The 17,413-nt window shown below is 71.8% G+C and carries 14 protein-coding genes; 5 read left to right on the top strand and 9 right to left on the bottom strand.

What is annotated here, in order from left to right; genetic code table 11:
- Positions 1 to 67 precede the first annotated feature (67 nt).
- Both ACQEUU_RS01270 and ACQEUU_RS01265 read right to left on the bottom strand, forming a co-directional pair.
- Positions 68 to 538 (bottom strand): hypothetical protein, encoded by a 471-nt coding sequence (locus tag ACQEUU_RS01270; protein ID WP_433059068.1) that lies wholly within the window; start codon positions 536 to 538, stop codon positions 68 to 70.
- A 205-nt stretch (positions 539 to 743) separates the two neighbouring features.
- Positions 744 to 1,277: an RDD family protein gene (locus ACQEUU_RS01265; protein WP_433059065.1), complete on the bottom strand. Its 534-nt coding sequence runs from the start codon at positions 1,275 to 1,277 to the stop codon at positions 744 to 746.
- A 17-nt stretch (positions 1,278 to 1,294) separates the two neighbouring features.
- On the opposite strand from ACQEUU_RS01265, the gene ACQEUU_RS01260 reads away from it, so the two are divergent.
- Positions 1,295 to 1,549, top strand: a complete 255-nt coding sequence (locus ACQEUU_RS01260) for a hypothetical protein (protein ID WP_433059063.1) — start codon at positions 1,295 to 1,297, stop codon at positions 1,547 to 1,549.
- Between the two features lie 190 nt (positions 1,550 to 1,739).
- On the opposite strand, the gene ACQEUU_RS01255 is transcribed toward ACQEUU_RS01260, so the two are convergent.
- On the bottom strand, positions 1,740 to 3,155 hold the full coding sequence (locus ACQEUU_RS01255) for a pyridoxal phosphate-dependent decarboxylase family protein (RefSeq protein ID WP_433059060.1): 1,416 nt from the start codon (positions 3,153 to 3,155) through the stop codon (positions 1,740 to 1,742).
- Positions 3,156 to 3,267: 112 nt separating this feature from the next.
- Here ACQEUU_RS01255 and ACQEUU_RS01250 point away from each other — a divergent pair, with 112 nt between their 5' ends.
- The gene (locus tag ACQEUU_RS01250; protein ID WP_433059057.1) at positions 3,268 to 4,299 is read left to right on the top strand and encodes a LacI family DNA-binding transcriptional regulator; all 1,032 of its coding nucleotides are present in this window, start codon (positions 3,268 to 3,270) and stop codon (positions 4,297 to 4,299) included.
- 4 nt (positions 4,300 to 4,303) lie between these two features.
- On the opposite strand, the gene ACQEUU_RS01245 is transcribed toward ACQEUU_RS01250, so the two are convergent.
- On the bottom strand, positions 4,304 to 5,560 hold the full coding sequence (locus tag ACQEUU_RS01245) for a hypothetical protein (RefSeq protein ID WP_433059054.1): 1,257 nt from the start codon (positions 5,558 to 5,560) through the stop codon (positions 4,304 to 4,306).
- A complete protein-coding gene (locus ACQEUU_RS01240; RefSeq protein ID WP_433059051.1) occupies positions 5,557 to 6,657 on the bottom strand; it encodes a TOMM precursor leader peptide-binding protein in 1,101 nt (366 codons plus the stop codon). Before ACQEUU_RS01240 ends, ACQEUU_RS01245 begins: the two co-directional genes overlap by 4 nt.
- Positions 6,658 to 7,090: 433 nt before the next feature.
- On the opposite strand from ACQEUU_RS01240, the gene ACQEUU_RS01235 reads away from it, so the two are divergent.
- Entirely contained in the window at positions 7,091 to 10,111 is a 3,021-nt protein-coding gene (locus tag ACQEUU_RS01235; RefSeq protein ID WP_433059048.1) for a BTAD domain-containing putative transcriptional regulator, read from the top strand.
- Here the strand turns inward: ACQEUU_RS01235 and ACQEUU_RS01230 are convergent.
- Positions 10,095 to 11,576 carry an alpha-N-arabinofuranosidase gene (locus ACQEUU_RS01230; RefSeq protein ID WP_433059045.1) on the bottom strand — a complete coding sequence of 494 codons (1,482 nt, stop codon included), beginning with the start codon at positions 11,574 to 11,576 and terminating at the stop codon, positions 10,095 to 10,097. The genes ACQEUU_RS01235 and ACQEUU_RS01230 overlap by 17 nt on opposite strands.
- A gap of 267 nt (positions 11,577 to 11,843) precedes the next feature.
- Between ACQEUU_RS01230 and ACQEUU_RS01225 the strand changes: the two genes are divergently transcribed.
- Together ACQEUU_RS01225 and ACQEUU_RS01220 are read left to right on the top strand one after the other, a co-directional pair.
- Positions 11,844 to 12,275 carry an ATP-binding protein gene (locus tag ACQEUU_RS01225; protein ID WP_433059042.1) on the top strand — a complete coding sequence of 144 codons (432 nt, stop codon included), beginning with the start codon at positions 11,844 to 11,846 and terminating at the stop codon, positions 12,273 to 12,275.
- A gap of 520 nt (positions 12,276 to 12,795) precedes the next feature.
- Positions 12,796 to 13,128 (top strand): hypothetical protein, encoded by a 333-nt coding sequence (locus ACQEUU_RS01220; RefSeq protein ID WP_433059039.1) that lies wholly within the window; start codon positions 12,796 to 12,798, stop codon positions 13,126 to 13,128.
- A gap of 66 nt (positions 13,129 to 13,194) precedes the next feature.
- On the opposite strand, the gene ACQEUU_RS01215 is transcribed toward ACQEUU_RS01220, so the two are convergent.
- The 3 genes from ACQEUU_RS01215 to ACQEUU_RS01205 all read right to left on the bottom strand — a co-directional run bounded on the left by ACQEUU_RS01215 (position 13,195) and on the right by ACQEUU_RS01205 (position 17,346).
- The gene (locus ACQEUU_RS01215) at positions 13,195 to 15,453 is read right to left on the bottom strand and encodes a catalase (protein ID WP_433059037.1); all 2,259 of its coding nucleotides are present in this window, start codon (positions 15,451 to 15,453) and stop codon (positions 13,195 to 13,197) included.
- A 126-nt stretch (positions 15,454 to 15,579) separates the two neighbouring features.
- Entirely contained in the window at positions 15,580 to 16,185 is a 606-nt protein-coding gene (locus ACQEUU_RS01210) for a VOC family protein (protein ID WP_433059034.1), read from the bottom strand.
- Between the two features lie 36 nt (positions 16,186 to 16,221).
- On the bottom strand, positions 16,222 to 17,346 hold the full coding sequence (locus ACQEUU_RS01205) for a class I SAM-dependent methyltransferase (RefSeq protein ID WP_433059032.1): 1,125 nt from the start codon (positions 17,344 to 17,346) through the stop codon (positions 16,222 to 16,224).
- Positions 17,347 to 17,413 lie beyond the last annotated feature (67 nt).

Genomic DNA, 17,413 nt, shown 5'->3' with positions numbered 1-17,413 from the left:
GTGCCGAACCGGAGATCCCATTCGTCATCCGGTGGCGGTACCGTAACGCGATCGCCCCGTTTCGGACTCATGTGAAAACCTGTACCGGGCCGAAGTCGCCGCTGGTGGGCTTGCGGGCCTCGGCGTAATGTGCAGGGTCGGCCTTGATCCTGGCGGTGGCTCGCCAGCCCGCGACGACCTCCCGGGTTGTGGCATCGACGTCGAGCTCGGCCGCGTCGGAGAGCGCTTCGACCAGTTCCAGGGTGAAGGCCCGCAGTTCGTCCGAGGACAGGTGGCGAACCCAGGGAAAGACCTCCGGCATGGCGATGACCAGCGCCCGCGCTGTGGGGTCATGTTTGATCAGAGCGAGGAACAGCCGGGACGCGGTGGCCAGTGTCTGTTCGCGCTCCTCTTCACGGTCCGCTGCTGTCAGGTAGAAGTCGGGAGCATCGCGATGTGTGACGCGAACGCGTCCGAGGCGTGCCGCGCGTTCGGCGACCGATCGGGGATTTCTCGACAGCTCTGAGAAGGTCACGGCGTCGGCATGGCATGCGCTCACGCGCTGAGTCTATATCAGAACACGTTCTGAAATTCCTATATCCACGGCCAGCGGATCGTCAGTGTCTGGGCGGCGAGGTGAGCCGGCCCTGTTCCCGGAGCAGCGCGAACTCCGCGACGTCGCCGAGCAGGTCGTGTGCCGCCGAGAGCGACGACGGAGGTCGATACCATCGCTGCCACGCTGACTGCGAGGCGAGACGGGGGGCTCACGGTATGGGGTGCGTCAGGGTGGCCGGATGCCCCTTGGTGAATGTGACTGAAGTGCCCAGCAGCCGGTCGTGCAGCATCCGCCCGTCCCGGTCCGCGAACGACCAGAGCGCGTCGGCGGCCAGCCACAGCACCCCGTACTCGGGCCACAGCACGGCGACGGGGAAGAGCAGCGCCCGCAGCGCCGCCTTCCCCGGCCCGGCGCCCTCCACCCGGAGCCCGAGGAGCCGTTTGCCCACGGTCGTGCCGCGCGGGATCCACACGTACAGGAACAGCAGCGCCACCACGGCCAGATCCGTGCCCACCGGCAGCATCCCGGACTCCAGGTGGGAGAGCAGCCCTCCGAGACCGGTGAAGCGGCTCTCGGGGAGCAGCGGCATCACCAGGCCGAGCGCCGCGCAGAAGATCACGTAGTCGGCCAGCAGCGCCGCCGCCCTGAGCCCGGTCCCTTCGGCGGCCGGGCCGGGACGGCGGCATGCCGAGCGAGGCGGCCAGCACCAGCAAGGCCGCGAGCAGGTAGCAGACCTGGGCACGCCCCCAGCAGTCGGCCATGACCACGAACCACTCCGGGCTGAGAACCGTCAGCGAGAAATCCGGCGCGGTGACCGGCCCCGCCGCCGCCACCGCCACCAGCCCCCACGCGACCCGCCGCCCCACCGCCTCCGGATCGCCCTGCCGCAGGCAGGCCAGGAACCCGGCCAGCACCAGCACCGCCGGGAGCGCGCAAGCGTACGCGACGTTCGCGACCGCGCCGAGGTCGCCGACCAGTGGCGACAGCACCGGCGTCGGGTTCGAACTGCTGTAGAGGCGGACCATGCCGTAGATGTAGCCGTGGTCCTCAAAATCCTCCAGCCCGGCCCACTCCAGCGTATCCAGCGGTTCCGGCGTCAGCCACTCCTCCCACAACCACCACGTGGGTACGAGGGCGACGACGACGGCGGTTGACCAGGCGGCGAGGACGGGGCGCGGTAACGGGGGCACGAACGCGAACGCTACTAGCTGTAGATCACCGACAGGAACCGCACCAGGATCGCCTCCCGCAGCTCGGCCGGGAGCGCGTCCAGCACGGCGTTGACCACGGCCATCCGAGGCTGGCCGGCCCCCGGCCGCAGGTCCACCCCCACCGACGCGGCCAGCTCGGCGAAGGTGGCGTCGTCCAGCGCGTCCAGGTCCAGCCCGGTGATCAGCTCCACCAGCCCGTCGGGGACGACGGGCGGCCCGAGCCGCCGGGCGGCCTCCGCCGACTCGGCGATCATCTTGAGCATCGCGTCCACCCCGGCCAGCGTCACCCCGGTGACCGTGATGTGCAGGTTCGCCGGGATCCCCGCGTACGAGAGCTGCGGCTGCAGGAACCACCCGCGCGCCCGCGCCTCGTCGGCGAGCACGAACACGTCCACGTCGTCGGAGGTGAAGGCCACCAGCGTCGACCCCGAGCCCAGCACCCGCAGCCCGCCGATCCCGGCCAGCCCCGCGCGCAGCCGGTCCGCCGCCTCCAGCGTGGCCCGCCCGAGCTCGACGTACCCTTCCCGGCCGAGGGCTTGGAGGGTGGCCCAGGCCCCGCCCAGCGGCCCCGCCGACCGGGAGCTCTGCACGGTCGCGTTGATGATCGTGTAGCCGGGCCAGGCCGCCGACGCGAAGTACGCCCGCCGCCGCATCGCCGGGTCGGCGAACAGCACCACCGACGCCCCCTTCGGCGCGTACCCGAACTTGTGCAGGTCGCAGGAGAGCGACGTCACCCCCGGCACCGACAGGTCGAACGGCGGCACGTCCGCGCCCGCCTCGCGCAGCCACGGCAGCAGCCACCCGCCCACGCACGCGTCCACGTGGCAGGGCACGCCCGCCTCCGCCGCGACCGCGGCGATCTCCCCGACGGGGTCGATCACCCCCTGTGGGTACGAGGGAGCCGACGCGACGACCAGCACCGTGTCCTCGTCCATCGCCTCCGAGACCGCCCGCACGTCGGCCTTGAACGTCTCCAGGTCCACCGGGATCGGCCTGACCTCCACGCCCAGGTAGTGGGCCGCCTTGTGGAAGGCCGGGTGGGCGGTGACGGGCACCACCAGGTTCGGGCCGGGCCGGGAAGCCGCGTCGCGGGCCGCCTTCACCGCCAGCATGATCGACTCGGTGCCGCCGCTGGTGAAGACGCCGTGCCCGCCGCCCAGCAGGTCCGCGACGGCGCCGACGACCTGCTTCTCCATCTCGACGATGCTCGGGAACGCCGTCGGGTCCAGGCAGTTGACCTCCAGCATCGCGGCGTACGCGCGAGCCGCCGCCTCGTGCACCTCCGGCCGGCCGGTGTCGTACACGTAGGAGGTCACTTGACCGCCGCGCACGGGCAGGTCGTGCTCGGTGAGCCGGGCCAGCTCCGCGAGCAGCTCCTCGGCGGTCCTCCCGGTCTCGGGCAGGTTCAACGGTCCTCCTCCGTGGTGGAACCTCATTCAGTTTCGGTTCCGTCAATCATCCGGGCGTCGAGCCGGGATTTCCTCCTGTTAGCGTTAATGCGGAAATCATGAGGGGGAACGCATGGCCGGCGCAGGAGACGAACCCGAGGCCCCGCGCAAACCCGCCGTGCTGGGGGACGTGGCAGCACTGGCGGGGGTCTCGGCGATGACGGTCTCGCGGGTGCTCAACGCGCCGCACCGGGTGCGCGCGGAGACCCGCGAGCGGGTCCTCGCGGCCGTCCGCGAGCTCGACTACTGGCCCAATCTGGCCGCGCGCCAGCTCGTCACCGGCCGCTCGGGCGTGCTCGGCGTGGTCAGCATCGACACCACCCTGTACGGTCCCGCGTCCACTCTCTACTGCATCGAGCAGACGGCCAGGCTGAGCGGCTACAGCGTCAGCATCGCCAGCCTCAGCCAGCTCAGCAGGCGCTCCATCGAGGAGGCGGTGCGGCGGCTGCGCGCCCAGGCGGTCGACGGCGTCGTCATCCTGGCCCCGCACGAGTCCGCCGCCGACGGCCTGCGCCACCTGCCGCGCGACCTGCCCGTGGTGGCGGTCGACGCCGGTGAGGACATCCCGGTCCCGGTCGTCACGGTCGATCAGCGCGCCGGGGCGGCCAGGGCCACCCGCCACCTGCTCGACCTGGGCCACCGGACCGTCCACCACCTGGGCGGGCCGGTCGACTGGCTGGACGCCAACTACCGGATCGACGGCTGGCGCGCGGTGCTGGAGTCCGAGGGCCGCCCGGTCGTCGAGCCGCTGCGCGGCGACTGGAGCCCGCGTTCCGGCCACGAGCTGGGCCGGCGGCTCGCCGACGACCCGTCGGTGACGGCGATCTTCGTGGCCAACGACCAGATGGCGCTCGGCCTCATGCGGGCGCTGCGTGAGGCGGGCCGCCGGGTGCCGGACGACGTGAGCGTTGTCGGGTTCGACGACGTCCCGGAGGCGGCCTACTTCTGGCCCCCGCTGACGACGGTACGCCAGGAGTTCGGCGAGGTCGGCAGGCACGCCTTCCACCTGCTGCTCGACCGCATGGCCGGTCACACGGAGCCGGCCCGCCGCCTGGTCGAACCCCAGCTGGTCGTACGCGAGAGCACCGCCCCCGCCCCCGGCTGACCCGTCAGCCCGCCTCTGCCGCCGCTGACCGGCGGCGGAACCAGTGGGGGTGCGACCGGATGAACGTGACCACGAAGAGGACCTGGATCCCGCCCTCGACCAGCAGGAAGAGTCCGCCGTCGACGCCCAGCAGCACGGAGCCGCCGTTCAGGCCGCCCCAGACGGCGACCAGCGCCTGGACCAGCGAGCTGACGATGATCGGCAGGGTGTAGATCGCGAACGTGCCGAGGGCGATCGTCGCGGCGGGGACGAGCAGCACCGCGTAGATCCGCACCGCCCGTCGTTCGCGGGCGGACAGCTCGGCGCTCGGGTCGGCGGGGGGCCGCGCCCGCCTGACGACGGCGGCCGCCCGGCGGAGCAGGTAGCGGGCGTAGTCGAGCCCGTCGCCGAACAGGTTGCGGCAGCGCAGGAGGTCGGCGAGCACGAAGTAGAAGTCGGTCCGCATGTAGACGTGCGCCTGTATCGGCACGCTCAGCATGGTGATCAGCGCGAGGGCCCGCAGGAGTGCCGCGACTTCCTCGGGCGGGTTCGCGTAGGCGAGCACGAGCAGCAGGATCGCCAGGAGGAAGAGGTCGCAGTAGGTGCCGGACAGGTAGACGCGGTAACGCGAGCGCCTCGGCACCGACCAGATGGCGGTGACGTCCGTCTGCACGACCAGGTTGTGCAGCCGGGTGCCGAACCCGATGCGCGCGGGGGTGCCGAGCGACCGCGCCGCCGCCAGGTGCATCAGCTCGTGCAGGCTGATCACCACCGAGAACATCGCGGTGTTGACCAGCGTCGTGAGCCCGATGTAGTCACTCCAGAAGAAGTCGTGGTACACGGGCACCAGGTCGGGCCGGCCGAACAGGGTCACGACGGCCGCGCCGACCACGACCGCGCACAGCACCGCCATCGGGCGGCCGAACAGCCACCTCACGTGCCTCTCGGCCAGCCAGGGCAGGTGGGGCGGCGGGGCCGCGTCGGCCGCGTCGGGCAGGTCCACGTCGTTCAGCCGGGCGACGAAGCCGAGGTCGACGAGCGCCTCCACGAGTTGCACGACATCCAGCTCGACGTCGTGCTCGTCCTCGATCCGGCGCTGGACCACGCCGACCGGGAGGCCGTCGCCGAGCAGCTCGACCGCCTTGCCGTAGAGGGCGGGCAGGCTGACGAACTCGCCCAGCTCCGGCCGTCCGACGATGACGCTGTCCGGGTCGTCGTCCGCCTGGATGCTGAGCGGGCGCAGCAGGAGCGTGCCGGTCGAGTCGACGGCGGGCGCGGTCATCCGCCCACCGGGCCACAGGCGGGGCAGTCGTCGTGACGCACCACGGGTACGGCGTAGCAGTGGTCCCAGACCGCGAAGTTCCAGTGGAAGATCCGCCCGCGCGCCTGGGTGGGCAGGCCGCCGAGGTGGTACAGCACCTCCAGCGCGCACATGTGACCGCTGATGTTGGCGCTGGCGGCGACCACCGCGTTCGGCGGGCGGCCCCCGGCCCCGAGCAGCCGCTCCCCCGAGGCGGCCTGCCTCGCGTCCTCGTCACGGCGCGCGCAGAGCCAGCATCCCGTCTCACCGGGATGGAAGGAGCCGACCACCGCCATCGGCCCGGCGTAGAAACTGAGGAACCACGGCGTTCCCGTACGCAGCGCGGCCTCGTTCGTCCAGAGCATGATGTCCGGCTGGGGCTCGTCGGCGCAGAGCACGAACACGTCGCAGCCGGCCATCAGCGCGGCCAGGTCGTCGGGCCCGGTCGCCTTGACGTCGCTGCCCGTCACCGTGACCAGGCTGTTCATCGCGCGCAGCCGGGCGACCGCCCGCTCCACCTTGGAGGCGCCGATGTCCTGCTCGGTGTAGAGGAGCTGCCGGGTCAGGTTCGATTCCTGGACCTCGTCGAAGTCCGCCACGTGCAGGGCGCCGACGCCGCTCGCCACCAGGCCCGCCGCGACGGCGGATCCGGTGCCGCCCAGGCCCAGCATTCCCACCCTGGCGTCCTTGATCTTCGACTGGACCGTGTAGGGGGACTCCCGCGGGACGGTGTCGATCCAGGAGTAGAAGTGGCCCGCGCGCGCGTACCTCTCCAGCTCCCGGGTGGAGAGGTTGCCGGGCGGCTCCGCCTCGGCGTCCTCGATGAACCCTTCCCCGATGAGCGCCTCGACGATCTCGCGGACGTTCTCCGGGTCCACCTCCGGGTCGTTCGCCACGAAGTCGGAGCAGATCCGCTCGATGTCACGGGTGCCGTCCATGAGGGTGAGAATGCGAGCGATGTTCCCCTCGGCGTCGTCCTCCAGTTCGGCGGCCACGCCGTACTGACCGAGGCCGATTCTTATCCGGCCGTCCGGGAGGACCATCGGCAGGTGAACACGTTTGACGCGAGGTTTCCGCATGCGCACTCTTTCGTTACATGGAACGCCGGAGCCGATCGCGACTCGATCGACTCCGGCGCGTCGTGCCAAGTCAGCCGCTGCCCTCGCGGAGCTTGGTCGTCTCGATCTTCTCGAGCTTGCGAACCTTGAGCTCAAGCTTCTTGGTCTCGTTCTTCTGCGTCTCCATGCACACCTCCCCGTGTTTTCCTGCGCCCTCGAGGTGATCCCTCAGGATGACCAGAATCTACGAATCGCTCCTATGGCGGCACTACATCGCCGACAGTGACGGGGCCGACGGAGAGTGCGCAGGCAGAGGGCCTACGGCGTGAGCAGGGGATCTTTGCGCCGGGCGCGGCGAGGACCTAAGATCGGCACGCCACCCGTCGCGCACGACCGTGCGGCCGATCACTGCCGAAGATCTCCTCGAGGAATGTCCAGGGCGGAGAAACACTGGATGCGTTTCGAGATCCTAGGTCCGATCCGGGTGGTCCGTGATGGAGATCAGCTTGTTCTCGGCAACGCCCGGAAGCTCCGCACCCTGCTCGCCGGCCTGATCGCGCGGGCCGACCAGCCGGTCTCCGGTGACTATCTGACCACGCTGTTGTGGGACGACCGGCCGCCGGCCTCGGCACGCAGCAACCTCCAATCGTACGTGCACCAGCTCCGCGTCAAACTGGGCCCCGGCCGGCTGGTGACAAAGCCGGACGGATACCTGCTCGTCACCCACGGCGAGGTGGACGCGGCGCAGTTCCGGACGCTCGCGGCGGAGGGGGTGGCGGCTCTCGGCAGGCAGGATCACGAGTCCGCCGGTCGGACTCTCCGGCGTGCTCTGGATCTGTGGCGAGGCCCGGCGTACGCGGAGTTCCTCGACTGCGGGCCGATCGCGGAGGAGGCGCTGTCCCTCGAACAGCTCCGGCTCACCGTCCACGAGCGGTGGGCCGAGACGGAGCTGGCCCTCGGGCGGCACGAGGAGGTGGTGGCCGAGCTGCGCGAGGTCGCCAGGGCCCACCCCTACCAGGAGAGCCTGCACGCCCTCCTCCTGCTCGCCCTCTACCGGTCCGGCCGCCAGACCGAGGCCCTGAAGACGTACTCCGCCGTCCGCGACCTGCTCGCCGACGAGCTGGGCCTGGAGCCGAGCCCTGTGCTGCGCCGCGTGCACGAGGCGATCCTGCGCGGCGACGAGCGGATCGACCTGCCCGCGCGATCAGACGGGTGGCCGCCGGCGGGAGGCGCGGTGGTCCCGCGCCAGCTGCCGCCGACGATCGCCGACTTCACCGGCCGGGACGACGAGGTGGCGACGCTCAGGGAGGCGCTGTCCCCCGGCCGGAGCCGGGCGCCGACGATCTGCGCGATCTCCGGCATGGGCGGGGTCGGCAAGACCACCCTCGCCCTGCACGTCGCGCACCAGCTCGTGGGAGCATTCCCGGACGGTCAGCTCTACGTCGGCTTCTCCGGCGCCGACGACCACACCGCCGTGGCCAGGGCGCTGGAGTCGATGCTGCGCGCCCTCGGCGTCGAAGGAGCCGCCATCCCTGAGTCGGTCGGCGACCGCACGGCCCTCTACCGGTCGCTCCTGGCCGACAAGCGGATGCTCGTGGTGATCGACAACGTGGCCGACGAATCTCAGGTCAGTCCCCTGCTGCCGGGGTCGGGCACCTGCGGCGTGCTGATCACCGGCCGTCCCCGGCTGGCGGGCCTGGCCGGCGTCCGGCACCTGCGCCTGGACGTCTTACGGCCCGCCCAGGCGATCGAGCTGCTGGCTCGGATCACGGGGCCGGAGCAGGTGCGGGCCGCGCCCTCGGTGGCGAGCGAGATCGTCCGGCTCTGCGACCACCTGCCGCTCGCCCTCCGGACCGCGGGGGCGCGCCTGGCCTCCCGGCCCGACTGGTCCCTCGCCCGCATCGCCGAGCTCCTGCGCGACGAGCGACGCCGCCTCGACGAGCTCGCGGCCGGGGACCTCACCGTGCGCGCCTCGCTCGGGCTGAGTTACACGGCACTGTCGCCCCCGGCCCGGCGCCTCTACTACCTGCTCAGCGTGCTGCACACCCCGGACTTCGCGGGCTGGGTCGCCGCGGCCGTGCTCGACACGTCTCCGGAGGAGGCCGAGCGCAGCCTCGGCGAGCTGCTGAGCGCCAACCTTCTCACCTTCTCCGGCACCGACGCCGCCGGCCAGTCCCGCTACCGCTTCCATGACCTGATCCGCCTGCACGCCCGCGACCTCGCCGCCGCCCAGGCTGCTCCGGACGAGATCCACGCGGCCGTGACCCGCGCGCTCGGCGGCTGGCTGGTCCTCGCCCGGCGGGCCGACGCGCGGCTGCCCGGCAGAGTCTTCCCGACGCTCCCGGCCGAAGGCGCGCCGCACGAGCCGTACGTCGAGATCACCGACGCCCTCACCTGGTTCGAGGCCGAAAGAGGCGCGCTGCGGGCCGCGGTGGCGCAGGCCGCCGCGCTCGGCGCGGACGACCTGTGCTGGCAGCTCGCCGACGCGGCCGTCAACTTCTTCGAACTGCGCGACTACTACGACGGCTGGGAGTCGACCAGCCGGCTCGCGCTGGACGCCTGCGAGCGCGCCGGGAACGCCCGCGGCCGCGCCTTCATGCTGCGCGACCTCGCCGAGTGCCTGCGCATGGGCCCCCGGCACGCCGAGGACGAGGCGCTGGAGCACGCCCTTTCCGCTGTCGCGCTCTTCGAGAGCTCCGGCCACGTCCACGGCGAGGTCGACGCCCGCATCCTCGCCGGCACCGCGTTCCTGGTCCGGGGGGAACCGGGCAAGGCCGTGGCCTATCTCGAGGCGGCGCTGGCGAAGGCGCGGCACGCGGGCTACGTGCTCGGTCAGGTCGAGGCCCAGTGGCAGCTCGGGTACGGCCACCGGGTCCTGGGAGATCCCCAGCGGGCCACCGTCCACCTGGAGGCCAGCCTGCGGCTGGCCGAGGACGCGCCCCTCCCGTCGCAGCTGTGCCGGATCCACAGCCTGCTCGGCATCGTACGGCGGGAACAGGGCAGCCTCGTCTGGGCCGAGGCGCACTTCACGCGCGGCGTGACGCTGGCCCGTTCGCTCCGCAGCCTGAGCAGCGAGATCACCATCTTGCCGCACCTCGGCATGACCTACGTCAAGCTGGGCGACCATCGGGCCAGGGACGTGCTCGGCAGGAGCATCCGGCTGGCCCGCCAGTGGAGGGCGCGCTTCCAGGAGGCCGCGTCGCTGGCCGCGCTCGGCGAGCTCGAACAGACCGAGGGCCACCACGCCCTCGCCGTCGCCCACACCGTCGCCGCCGTCGAGATCTGGCGCGAGCTCGCCAGCCCCTTCCACGAGGCGCAGGCCCTCAAGTTCCTCGGCGCCCTGCACGCGACCACCGATCCCGACCAGGCCCGCACGGCCTGGCGCGCGGCCCGTGAGCTCTTCGCGCGACTCGACAACCACGCGCGCGTGAAGGAGCTCACGACGCTGCTCGAAACCGTCAGGACAGGTGGATGACGTTCCAGCTGACCGGGGGCAGGAGGACGCGCATCGGGTCCTGTTCCACGTTCTCGTTGGGGCGGGGGGCCACCCGGTCAGGGTCGTCGGCGGTGTTGCGGGCGTAGACGTCCGGGTCGGTGAGGGTGGTGGCCGAGGTGAGGCGCAGGCCGCGGGCGTCGATCTCCAGCGAGAGCGGCCCGTCGGTGGCGCGGTTGACGGCGAAGATCGTGACCCCGTCGTCCGACCGGGTGGCGACCGCGTCCAGCATCGGCACGTCGCCGTACGCCGCGCTCTCGTACAGCGGGGAGACCGGCTCGACCCGCAGCACGTCGCCGGCGGCGTGCCGGCTGGCCTGGGCGAACGGGTGGAAGGTGGTCTGCCGCCAGGCCCGCCCGCCCGGCTCGGTCATGATGGGCGCGATCACGTTGACGAGCTGGGCCAGCGAGGCGGCCGTCACCCGGTCGCTGTTGCGCAGCAGGGTGATGAGCAGCCCGCCGAAGGCCACCGCGTCCGCCAGGTGGTAGTGGTCCTCCAGCAGCGGCGGCGCGACCGGCCAGTCCCGTGGCGGCTCGGCCGCCTGGAAGCGCGACAGGTACCAGATGTTCCACTCGTCGAACGAGACGTCGATCCGCTTGCGTGACTTCAGCCTGGCCCCCACGTGGTCGGCGGTGGCGACGACCGAGCGGATGAAGTACTCCATGTCGGTCGAGCACGCCAGGAAGCTGCCGAGGTCGCCGTCCTTCTCCTCGTAGTAGGCGTGGCACGAGATGAGGTCGACGACGTCGTACGTCTCCTCCAGCACGGTCGCCTCCCACGCCCCGAACGTCGGCATGGACGAGCCGGAGCTGCCGCAGGCGACCAGTTCCAGGCCGGGGTCGAGCGTGCGCATGGCCCTGGCGGTCTCGGCGGCGAGCCGGCCGTACTCCAGAGCGGTCTTGTGCCCGGTCTGCCAGGGTCCGTCCATCTCGTTGCCCAGGCACCACATCCGGATGTCGTGCGGCTCCTCGGCGCCGTTGGCGACACGCAGGTCGGACAGCGCGGTGCCGGACGGGTGGTTGCAGTACTCCAGCAGGTCGAGGGCCTCGGCGATGCCCCGGGTGCCGAGGTTCAGCGCCATCATCGGTTCCACTCCGGCCTTGCGGCACCAGCGGACGAACTCGTCGACGCCGACCTCGTTCGTCTCGGTACTGTGCCAGGCCAGGTCGAGCCGGCGGGGGCGGTTCTCCTTGGGGCCGATGCCGTCCTCCCAGCGGTAGCCGGAGACGAAGTTGCCGCCGGGGTAGCGGACGGTGCTGACGCCCAGCTCGCGGGTGAGGTCGAGGACGTCGCGGCGGAAGCCGTCCTCGTCGGCGCTCGGGTGGCCGGGCTCGTAGACGCCGGTGTAGACGCACCGGCCCAGATGTTCGACGAAGGCGCCGAAGGTGCGGCGCCGCACCGGCGCCACCCGGAACGCGGAATCGATCGTGAGGCGGGCGTCGTGCACGGGGGCTCCTTGCGGGAGGTCGGGGATGTCACCGGTGTTACGGCTGCTGTGATTGTTAGCGTTATCAATCCGGTGGGTCAAGGGGGGCGCGACGGTTCCGCGCGGTAGGGAGGCAAACGGTTGCAGCGAGTCTCCTGACCGACTGCTCGTGGCCGCTGCCGGTCCGGGGGTGACGAAGGTGTCACGCTCGGGGGACATACGAGGACTCGACCCGGGGCGCTCCTGTTTCCGTACAGCCTGTCAAAGCGCCCACGGGAAAGGCCCGCCATGAACCCGCTGCGACCAGCCCCGCACAGCCGCACGCGGTACGCGTGGCCGCTGCCCGGCGACGCCCGCGCGGTGGCCGGGGCCCGTGCCGCCACCCGCAAGGCGCTGGAGACCCTGGGCGTGCCCTCCGGCCTGGTCGACGACGCGGTGCTGATGATGAGCGAGATCGTCACCAACGCGCTGCTGTACGGCGACCCGCCGTACGAGATGGCCGTGACCGCGGACCCCAGGGAGATCCTGTGCGTGGTCGTGGACAGCGGCCGGCTCCTGCCCGCACCGCGGCTGCCCGGCAGCGGTGACGAGCGCGGGCGCGGCCTGCACATCGTGGCCGTCCTGTCGGACGGGTTCTACGGCTGCCACCCGCAGCGCTACCTCACCTGGCCCGACCGCCTCGGCAAGGCCACCTGGTTCGCCCTCCCCCGCGGCGCCTGACCCTGTACCTCCCGCGGTTGTCGAGCGCCCACACATGAAGTTGGACTCGCCGCGGTGGTGGCCTTGACGATGCTCGGCTTCGACGTGAGCGGGATGCGCACCACGTCGTCACCGCTGCCCCGGTACGTGGTCACGCCGGTGGTGGGCGTGGTGTGGGCGGCGGCGGGAGGCGCGACGAGGATGGCGGAGACGAGCATGGCCAGGATCGGGGAAGGACGCGGCGCATGTATGACTCCTGGAGTCGAGGGCGTGGGGACGCGCCACGCGGCGGCTGGGTGCACCGCTGTCGCCGACCGTCGAGGAAGGTCGGGACCGGTTGTCAGCCGTCGTCATGACCTGATCCCGGGACAGCGGGCGACGGTGCGGCTACCGTGCGGAGTATGGCCAAGAGGGATGACGATCCGCCGGTGTGCGGCACGTGCATGGGTGCCGGCGGCGAATGGGTCGACCGTAACGGCGACAGCAGGCAGCAGTCCACGTGGGTGCCGTGCGGCGCCTGCGGGGGTGTCGGGCGCGCTGGATGACCGACCCGATCACCTGCCCGGACTGCGAGGGATCCGGCACCGAACGGCTCGCCGGGCTGCGGCTCGCCTGCCGGTTCTGTGCCGGCCGCGGCTGGGTGGGGGGTGCGCACGAGCCCGCCGAGCGGGCCCCGCGACCGCCGGAGGGTCCTCCACCGGTGTGGGAGGACCCTCGCTGGCGTGATCCGCTGGTGACGGCGGCGTTCCCGTGCCGCAGGTGCCTGGGCGCGGGCACGGTGACGAGCGTGGACCGGGAGCGCGGCGCGCTCGGCATCGCCGTGTGCGCCTGCCGGGAGGGCGAGCCGGACCTGCCCGCGCCTGCCGGAGACTGAGGCGGTCGGCCCGCGCCCGCCGGGCGGGCCGGCCCGCCCGGCGGGGTGGGCCGGCCTGGGGAGCCGTCAGGTCAGCGCGGCCGCGGCGGGGAAGCGGTCCCAGACGCGGTGCGCGGCCAGGAACCGGAGCGTCCCGTCCAGGGCCGACGGGCCGTCGTCGGCGACGACCACGCCCGGGGCCTGCGCCGGGATGCCCGCCTGGGAGAGGACCTGGGATGCCGCCCCCCAGCCGCCGATCGGCTTGGCGTGACGGTACGCCTCGGTGATCAGGAGCAGCACGCGCGGGTCGATCGGGGAGTCCGCGCCGCCGCCCGCCTTCGCGTCGCGGGCGCCGTACGCGTCCTTGCCGGGGGCGGGAGCGCTCGCCACCAGCAGTGCGTCGAACTCGACCGACCGGGCGGTGGTGAAGGTGCGCTGCACCGGCAGCGTCCCGCCGAGCATGCCGCCGGTGGGCGCGATGATCAGGGGAACCATGCCGGCGTCGAGCACCGCCTGGCGGACGGCGCCGACCGCCTCCGCGTCGTCGTCGCCGGCGATGATGCCGATGATCCGGCCGTCCGTCGGCCACGTCTGCCCGACCTGGGACAGCGCCGGGCTGGGGCTGGGGTCGGCCAGGGGCTGGGACGCGTCCGGCGCGGGCAGCCCGAGTCCTTCGGCGACCTGCCTGCACAGGACGGGGTCGATGTTGGCGAGCACCCGCAGGTACCGTTCCTTGACGGCCTGCTCGTAGCACTTGCCCAGCTCGAAGGTGTAGGCGGCGACGATGTGCTCGCGTTCGACCGGCGACATGCTCAGCCAGAACAGGCGCGCCTGGCTGAAGTGGTCGTCGTACGAGGCCGGGGCCTCGCGCACCTTCCGGCCGGACACCTCCACCGGCACCTCGACGAACGCTCCCTGGTCGGCTCCGGCGGTGAAGGGGCAGCCGCCGTCGAGCGAGTTCGGCCGGTACGGTGCGACACCCCGGTGCACGGCCGTCTGGTGGAAGCCGTCCCGCTGCATGTCGTTGACCGGCGCGTGCGGGCGGTTGATGGGGATCTGCGGGAAGTTGGGCCCGGCGAGCCGGGTGATCTGCGTGTCGAGGTACGAGAACAGCCGCCCGGCCAGCAGCGGGTCGTCGGTGACGTCGATGCCGGGCACCAGGTGGCCGACGTGGAAGGCCACCTGCTCGGTCTCGGCGAAGAAGTTGGAGGTGTTGGCGTTGAGGGTGAGCAGGCCGACGGGCTGGACCGGGGCGAGCTCCTCAGGGACGATCTTCGTCGAGTCCAGCAGGTCGATGCCCTCGAACATCTGGTCCGGGGTGTCGGGGAAGAGCTGGAGGCCCAGCTCCCACTGGGGGTATGCGCCCGACTCGATCGCGTCGAAGAGGTCGCGCCGGTGGAAGTCGGGGTCCACGCCGCCGAGCAGCTGCGCCTCCTCCCAGACCAGGGAGTGCACGCCGAGCTTGGGCTTCCAGTGGAACTTGGCGAGCGTGGTGGCCCCTTCCTCGTTCACCAGGCGGAAGGTGTGGACACCGAAGCCCTCCATCATCCGGTAGGAGCGCGGGATGCCGCGGCCGGACATGTTCCAGAGCGTGTGGTGGGTCGCCTCGGTGTGCAGGCCGGCGAAGTCCCAGAACGTGTCGTGCGCGGTCTGGGCCTGGGGGATCTCCCGGTCAGGGTGCCACTTGGCGGCGTGGATGACGTCGGGGAACTTGATCGCGTCCTGGATGAAGAACACCGGGATGTTGTTGCCGACCAGGTCGAACACCCCCTCGGAGGTGTAGAACTTGGTCGCGAAGCCGCGCGTGTCGCGTACGGTGTCCGCCGAGCCGCGCGAGCCGATCACAGTGGAGAAGCGCACGAAGACCGGCGTCTCCACGTCCTTGCCGAGGAAGGCGGCCCTGGTGACGTTCGAGGCGGCGCCGTAGCCGCGGAAGACGCCGTGCGCCCCGGCGCCGCGGGCGTGCACGACCCGCTCGGGGATGCGCTCGTGGTCGAAGTGCATGATCTTCTCGCGCAGGTGGTGGTCCTGCAGCAGGACCGGGCCGCGCGGGCCCGCCTTGAGCGAGTGGTCGGTGTCGCGCACCCGCAGGCCCTGGGCGGTCGTCAGGTAAGGGCCGCCCTGCGCCATCTTCCCCCGCGGGGTGTCGGTGGGCTGGCCGGTGGGGGAGTAGGTGTCCGGCCCGCTCTGGTCGGGCTTGGGCGGCAGCGGCTCGCGCGGCTCGGTCGGCTCCTCCAGGGACGGCGGCTCGCTGTTCGGTACGCCAGGAATCTCGGCCGGCTGTCCGCCGGCGACCGTATCGATGATCTTGTCCACGGCCGACTTGACGGGATGGGACCGTTCCATGCTCTCTCCTTGGCGTGATGCTGCGTCGCTGAGTTCGAGCGACGCAGATACCCACGCACAAGGCCGCCACACGGATTTTGCGCCGGCCCCAGGAGAACGGGATCACGTGTTGGTCCGGGGCGGGCCTCAGCGGTCCAGGGTGATGCCCTCGCGCCGGAGGTCCTCGATGACGCCGTCCACCAGCCGGGTGCTGACCGTGTGGGCCAGGCGGCCGGTGTCGCGGAGCTCGCGGACGGCGGGGACCGGGTCGGGGTCGGCGAAGAGTCGTTCGTCGGTGTGGTCCGCCGGCCGGCCGGTGGCGTCGAGCGTCCACCAGGAGGCCTCCAGCGCGATGCCGTTGGGGTCGCTGAAGTAGATGGAACGCAGGAAGCCGTGGTCGATGACGTCGGTGACCTCGCAGCCGTGCGCCTTGAGCCGGTCGCGCATCCGTACCAGCGCGTCCTCGTCGGGCAGGTGGAGGGAGAGGTGGTCGAACTGGGCGGCCTTGGCGTACGGGACGCCGGCCGGTTTGGCGAAGCTGTCGAGCTCCTGGTCGGTGTACTCGAAGAAGGCGATGGTGCTGCCGGCTCCGATCTCGAAGAAGTAGTGCTTGAAGGCGGGCACGGCCAGGGTGGCGACCAGCCGGGCGTCCAGGACGCCGTGCCAGAACCTGACGGTGGCGTCCATGTCGGAGGTGATGAGGGCGAGGTGGTGCACGCCCCGCCAGTGCACCGTTTCAGGGGTAGCGGCCATACGGCAACCGTATGCGTTTCAACTACCCATCGGTACTCACGTCCCGGTCAGATCCAGCGGCTCCTGCGTCGCGGCGGCGGGTTCGGCGCGCAGGCGGCGGACCTCGCGCGTGCCGGACCAGCGGGTGATCGCCTCCTCGTCGGCGAAGGCCATCGCGCGCAGCATGTTGCCGCCGTCCGTGGCCTCGACCGTGCGCCGCAGCCGCTCCCGCAGGGAATCCGGCAGCTTGGTGGTGCCGGCCTCGATCGTGTCGCCGTAGAAGGGGGCGAACCCCGCTCCCGCGAAGCCGGTACGGCGCAGCAGCACCGGCAGCGTGTCGGCCGAGTAGAACATCAGATGGTTCTTGGTGAAGCCGCTCCACGCCGACCCGTACGCCTTGAGCAGCAGCGAGTTGGCGTTGACCGTGAGGATCATGAGCACCCCGCCCGGCGCGAGCAGCTCGCGGAACCGGCGGAAGTCGTCCAGCGGCCTGGGCAGGTGCGCCAGCACCGACCAGAGCGTGATCACGTCGAAGCCGCCCGCGGCGATCTCCGGCACGTCCTCCGGCGCGCCCAGGTACGCCCGCCCCCGGGTGAGCCGCTCGTTGGCCTGGGCCACCGAGTCGGGCGACAGGTCCACGCCGACCGCCTCGAAGCCGCGCTGCTCGGCCAGCTCCAGGAACAGCCCGGCGCCGCAGCCGAAGTCGAGCAGCCGCCGTCCCGCGCCGTCGTCGAAGACCGGGGAGAACGCGTCCATGGTCAGCCGGTAGCGGCGCTGCCGGTTGGCGGCGTACTTGCCGGTCAGGAACTTGCTGTAACCCTTGGCGTACAGGTCGCCGAGCCGCTCCGGGCGGATGTTGGGGTTGCGGTAGAGGAAACCGCACGAAGGGCAGCGCACCACGTGGTAGCGCCACTTGGCGCCCTCTCCCGTCGGCTCGAACAGCGGCTGCGAGCGCTCCTCGCCGCAGAGCGTGCAGGCGATGAACTCCTCGATCTCGCCCAGCGGCATGCCCGCCCGGTAGTCCTCGGGCTCGACGACCGGCGAGCGCCGGAGCAGCCCGCGCCACTGGGCCTCGCGGATCAGCCGTTCACCGGGGCGGACGTAGACCCGCTGCCCCCAGGGAACCTTGTCGTACCGCGAGCCGTAGACCAGCCTGCCGAGCAGCCGTCGAGCGGAGGCCATCGCACACCCCTAACGCAGCCATTTGCGCGGGTTTTGCCCCTGTCTGTTGTTGACTATTCCACCCGGG

Source organism: Nonomuraea sp. CA-218870, assembly GCF_050936535.1.
Classification (GTDB): Bacteria; Actinomycetota; Actinomycetes; order Streptosporangiales; family Streptosporangiaceae; genus Nonomuraea; species Nonomuraea corallina.
This window is presented reverse-complemented; position numbering and strand designations above follow the sequence as displayed.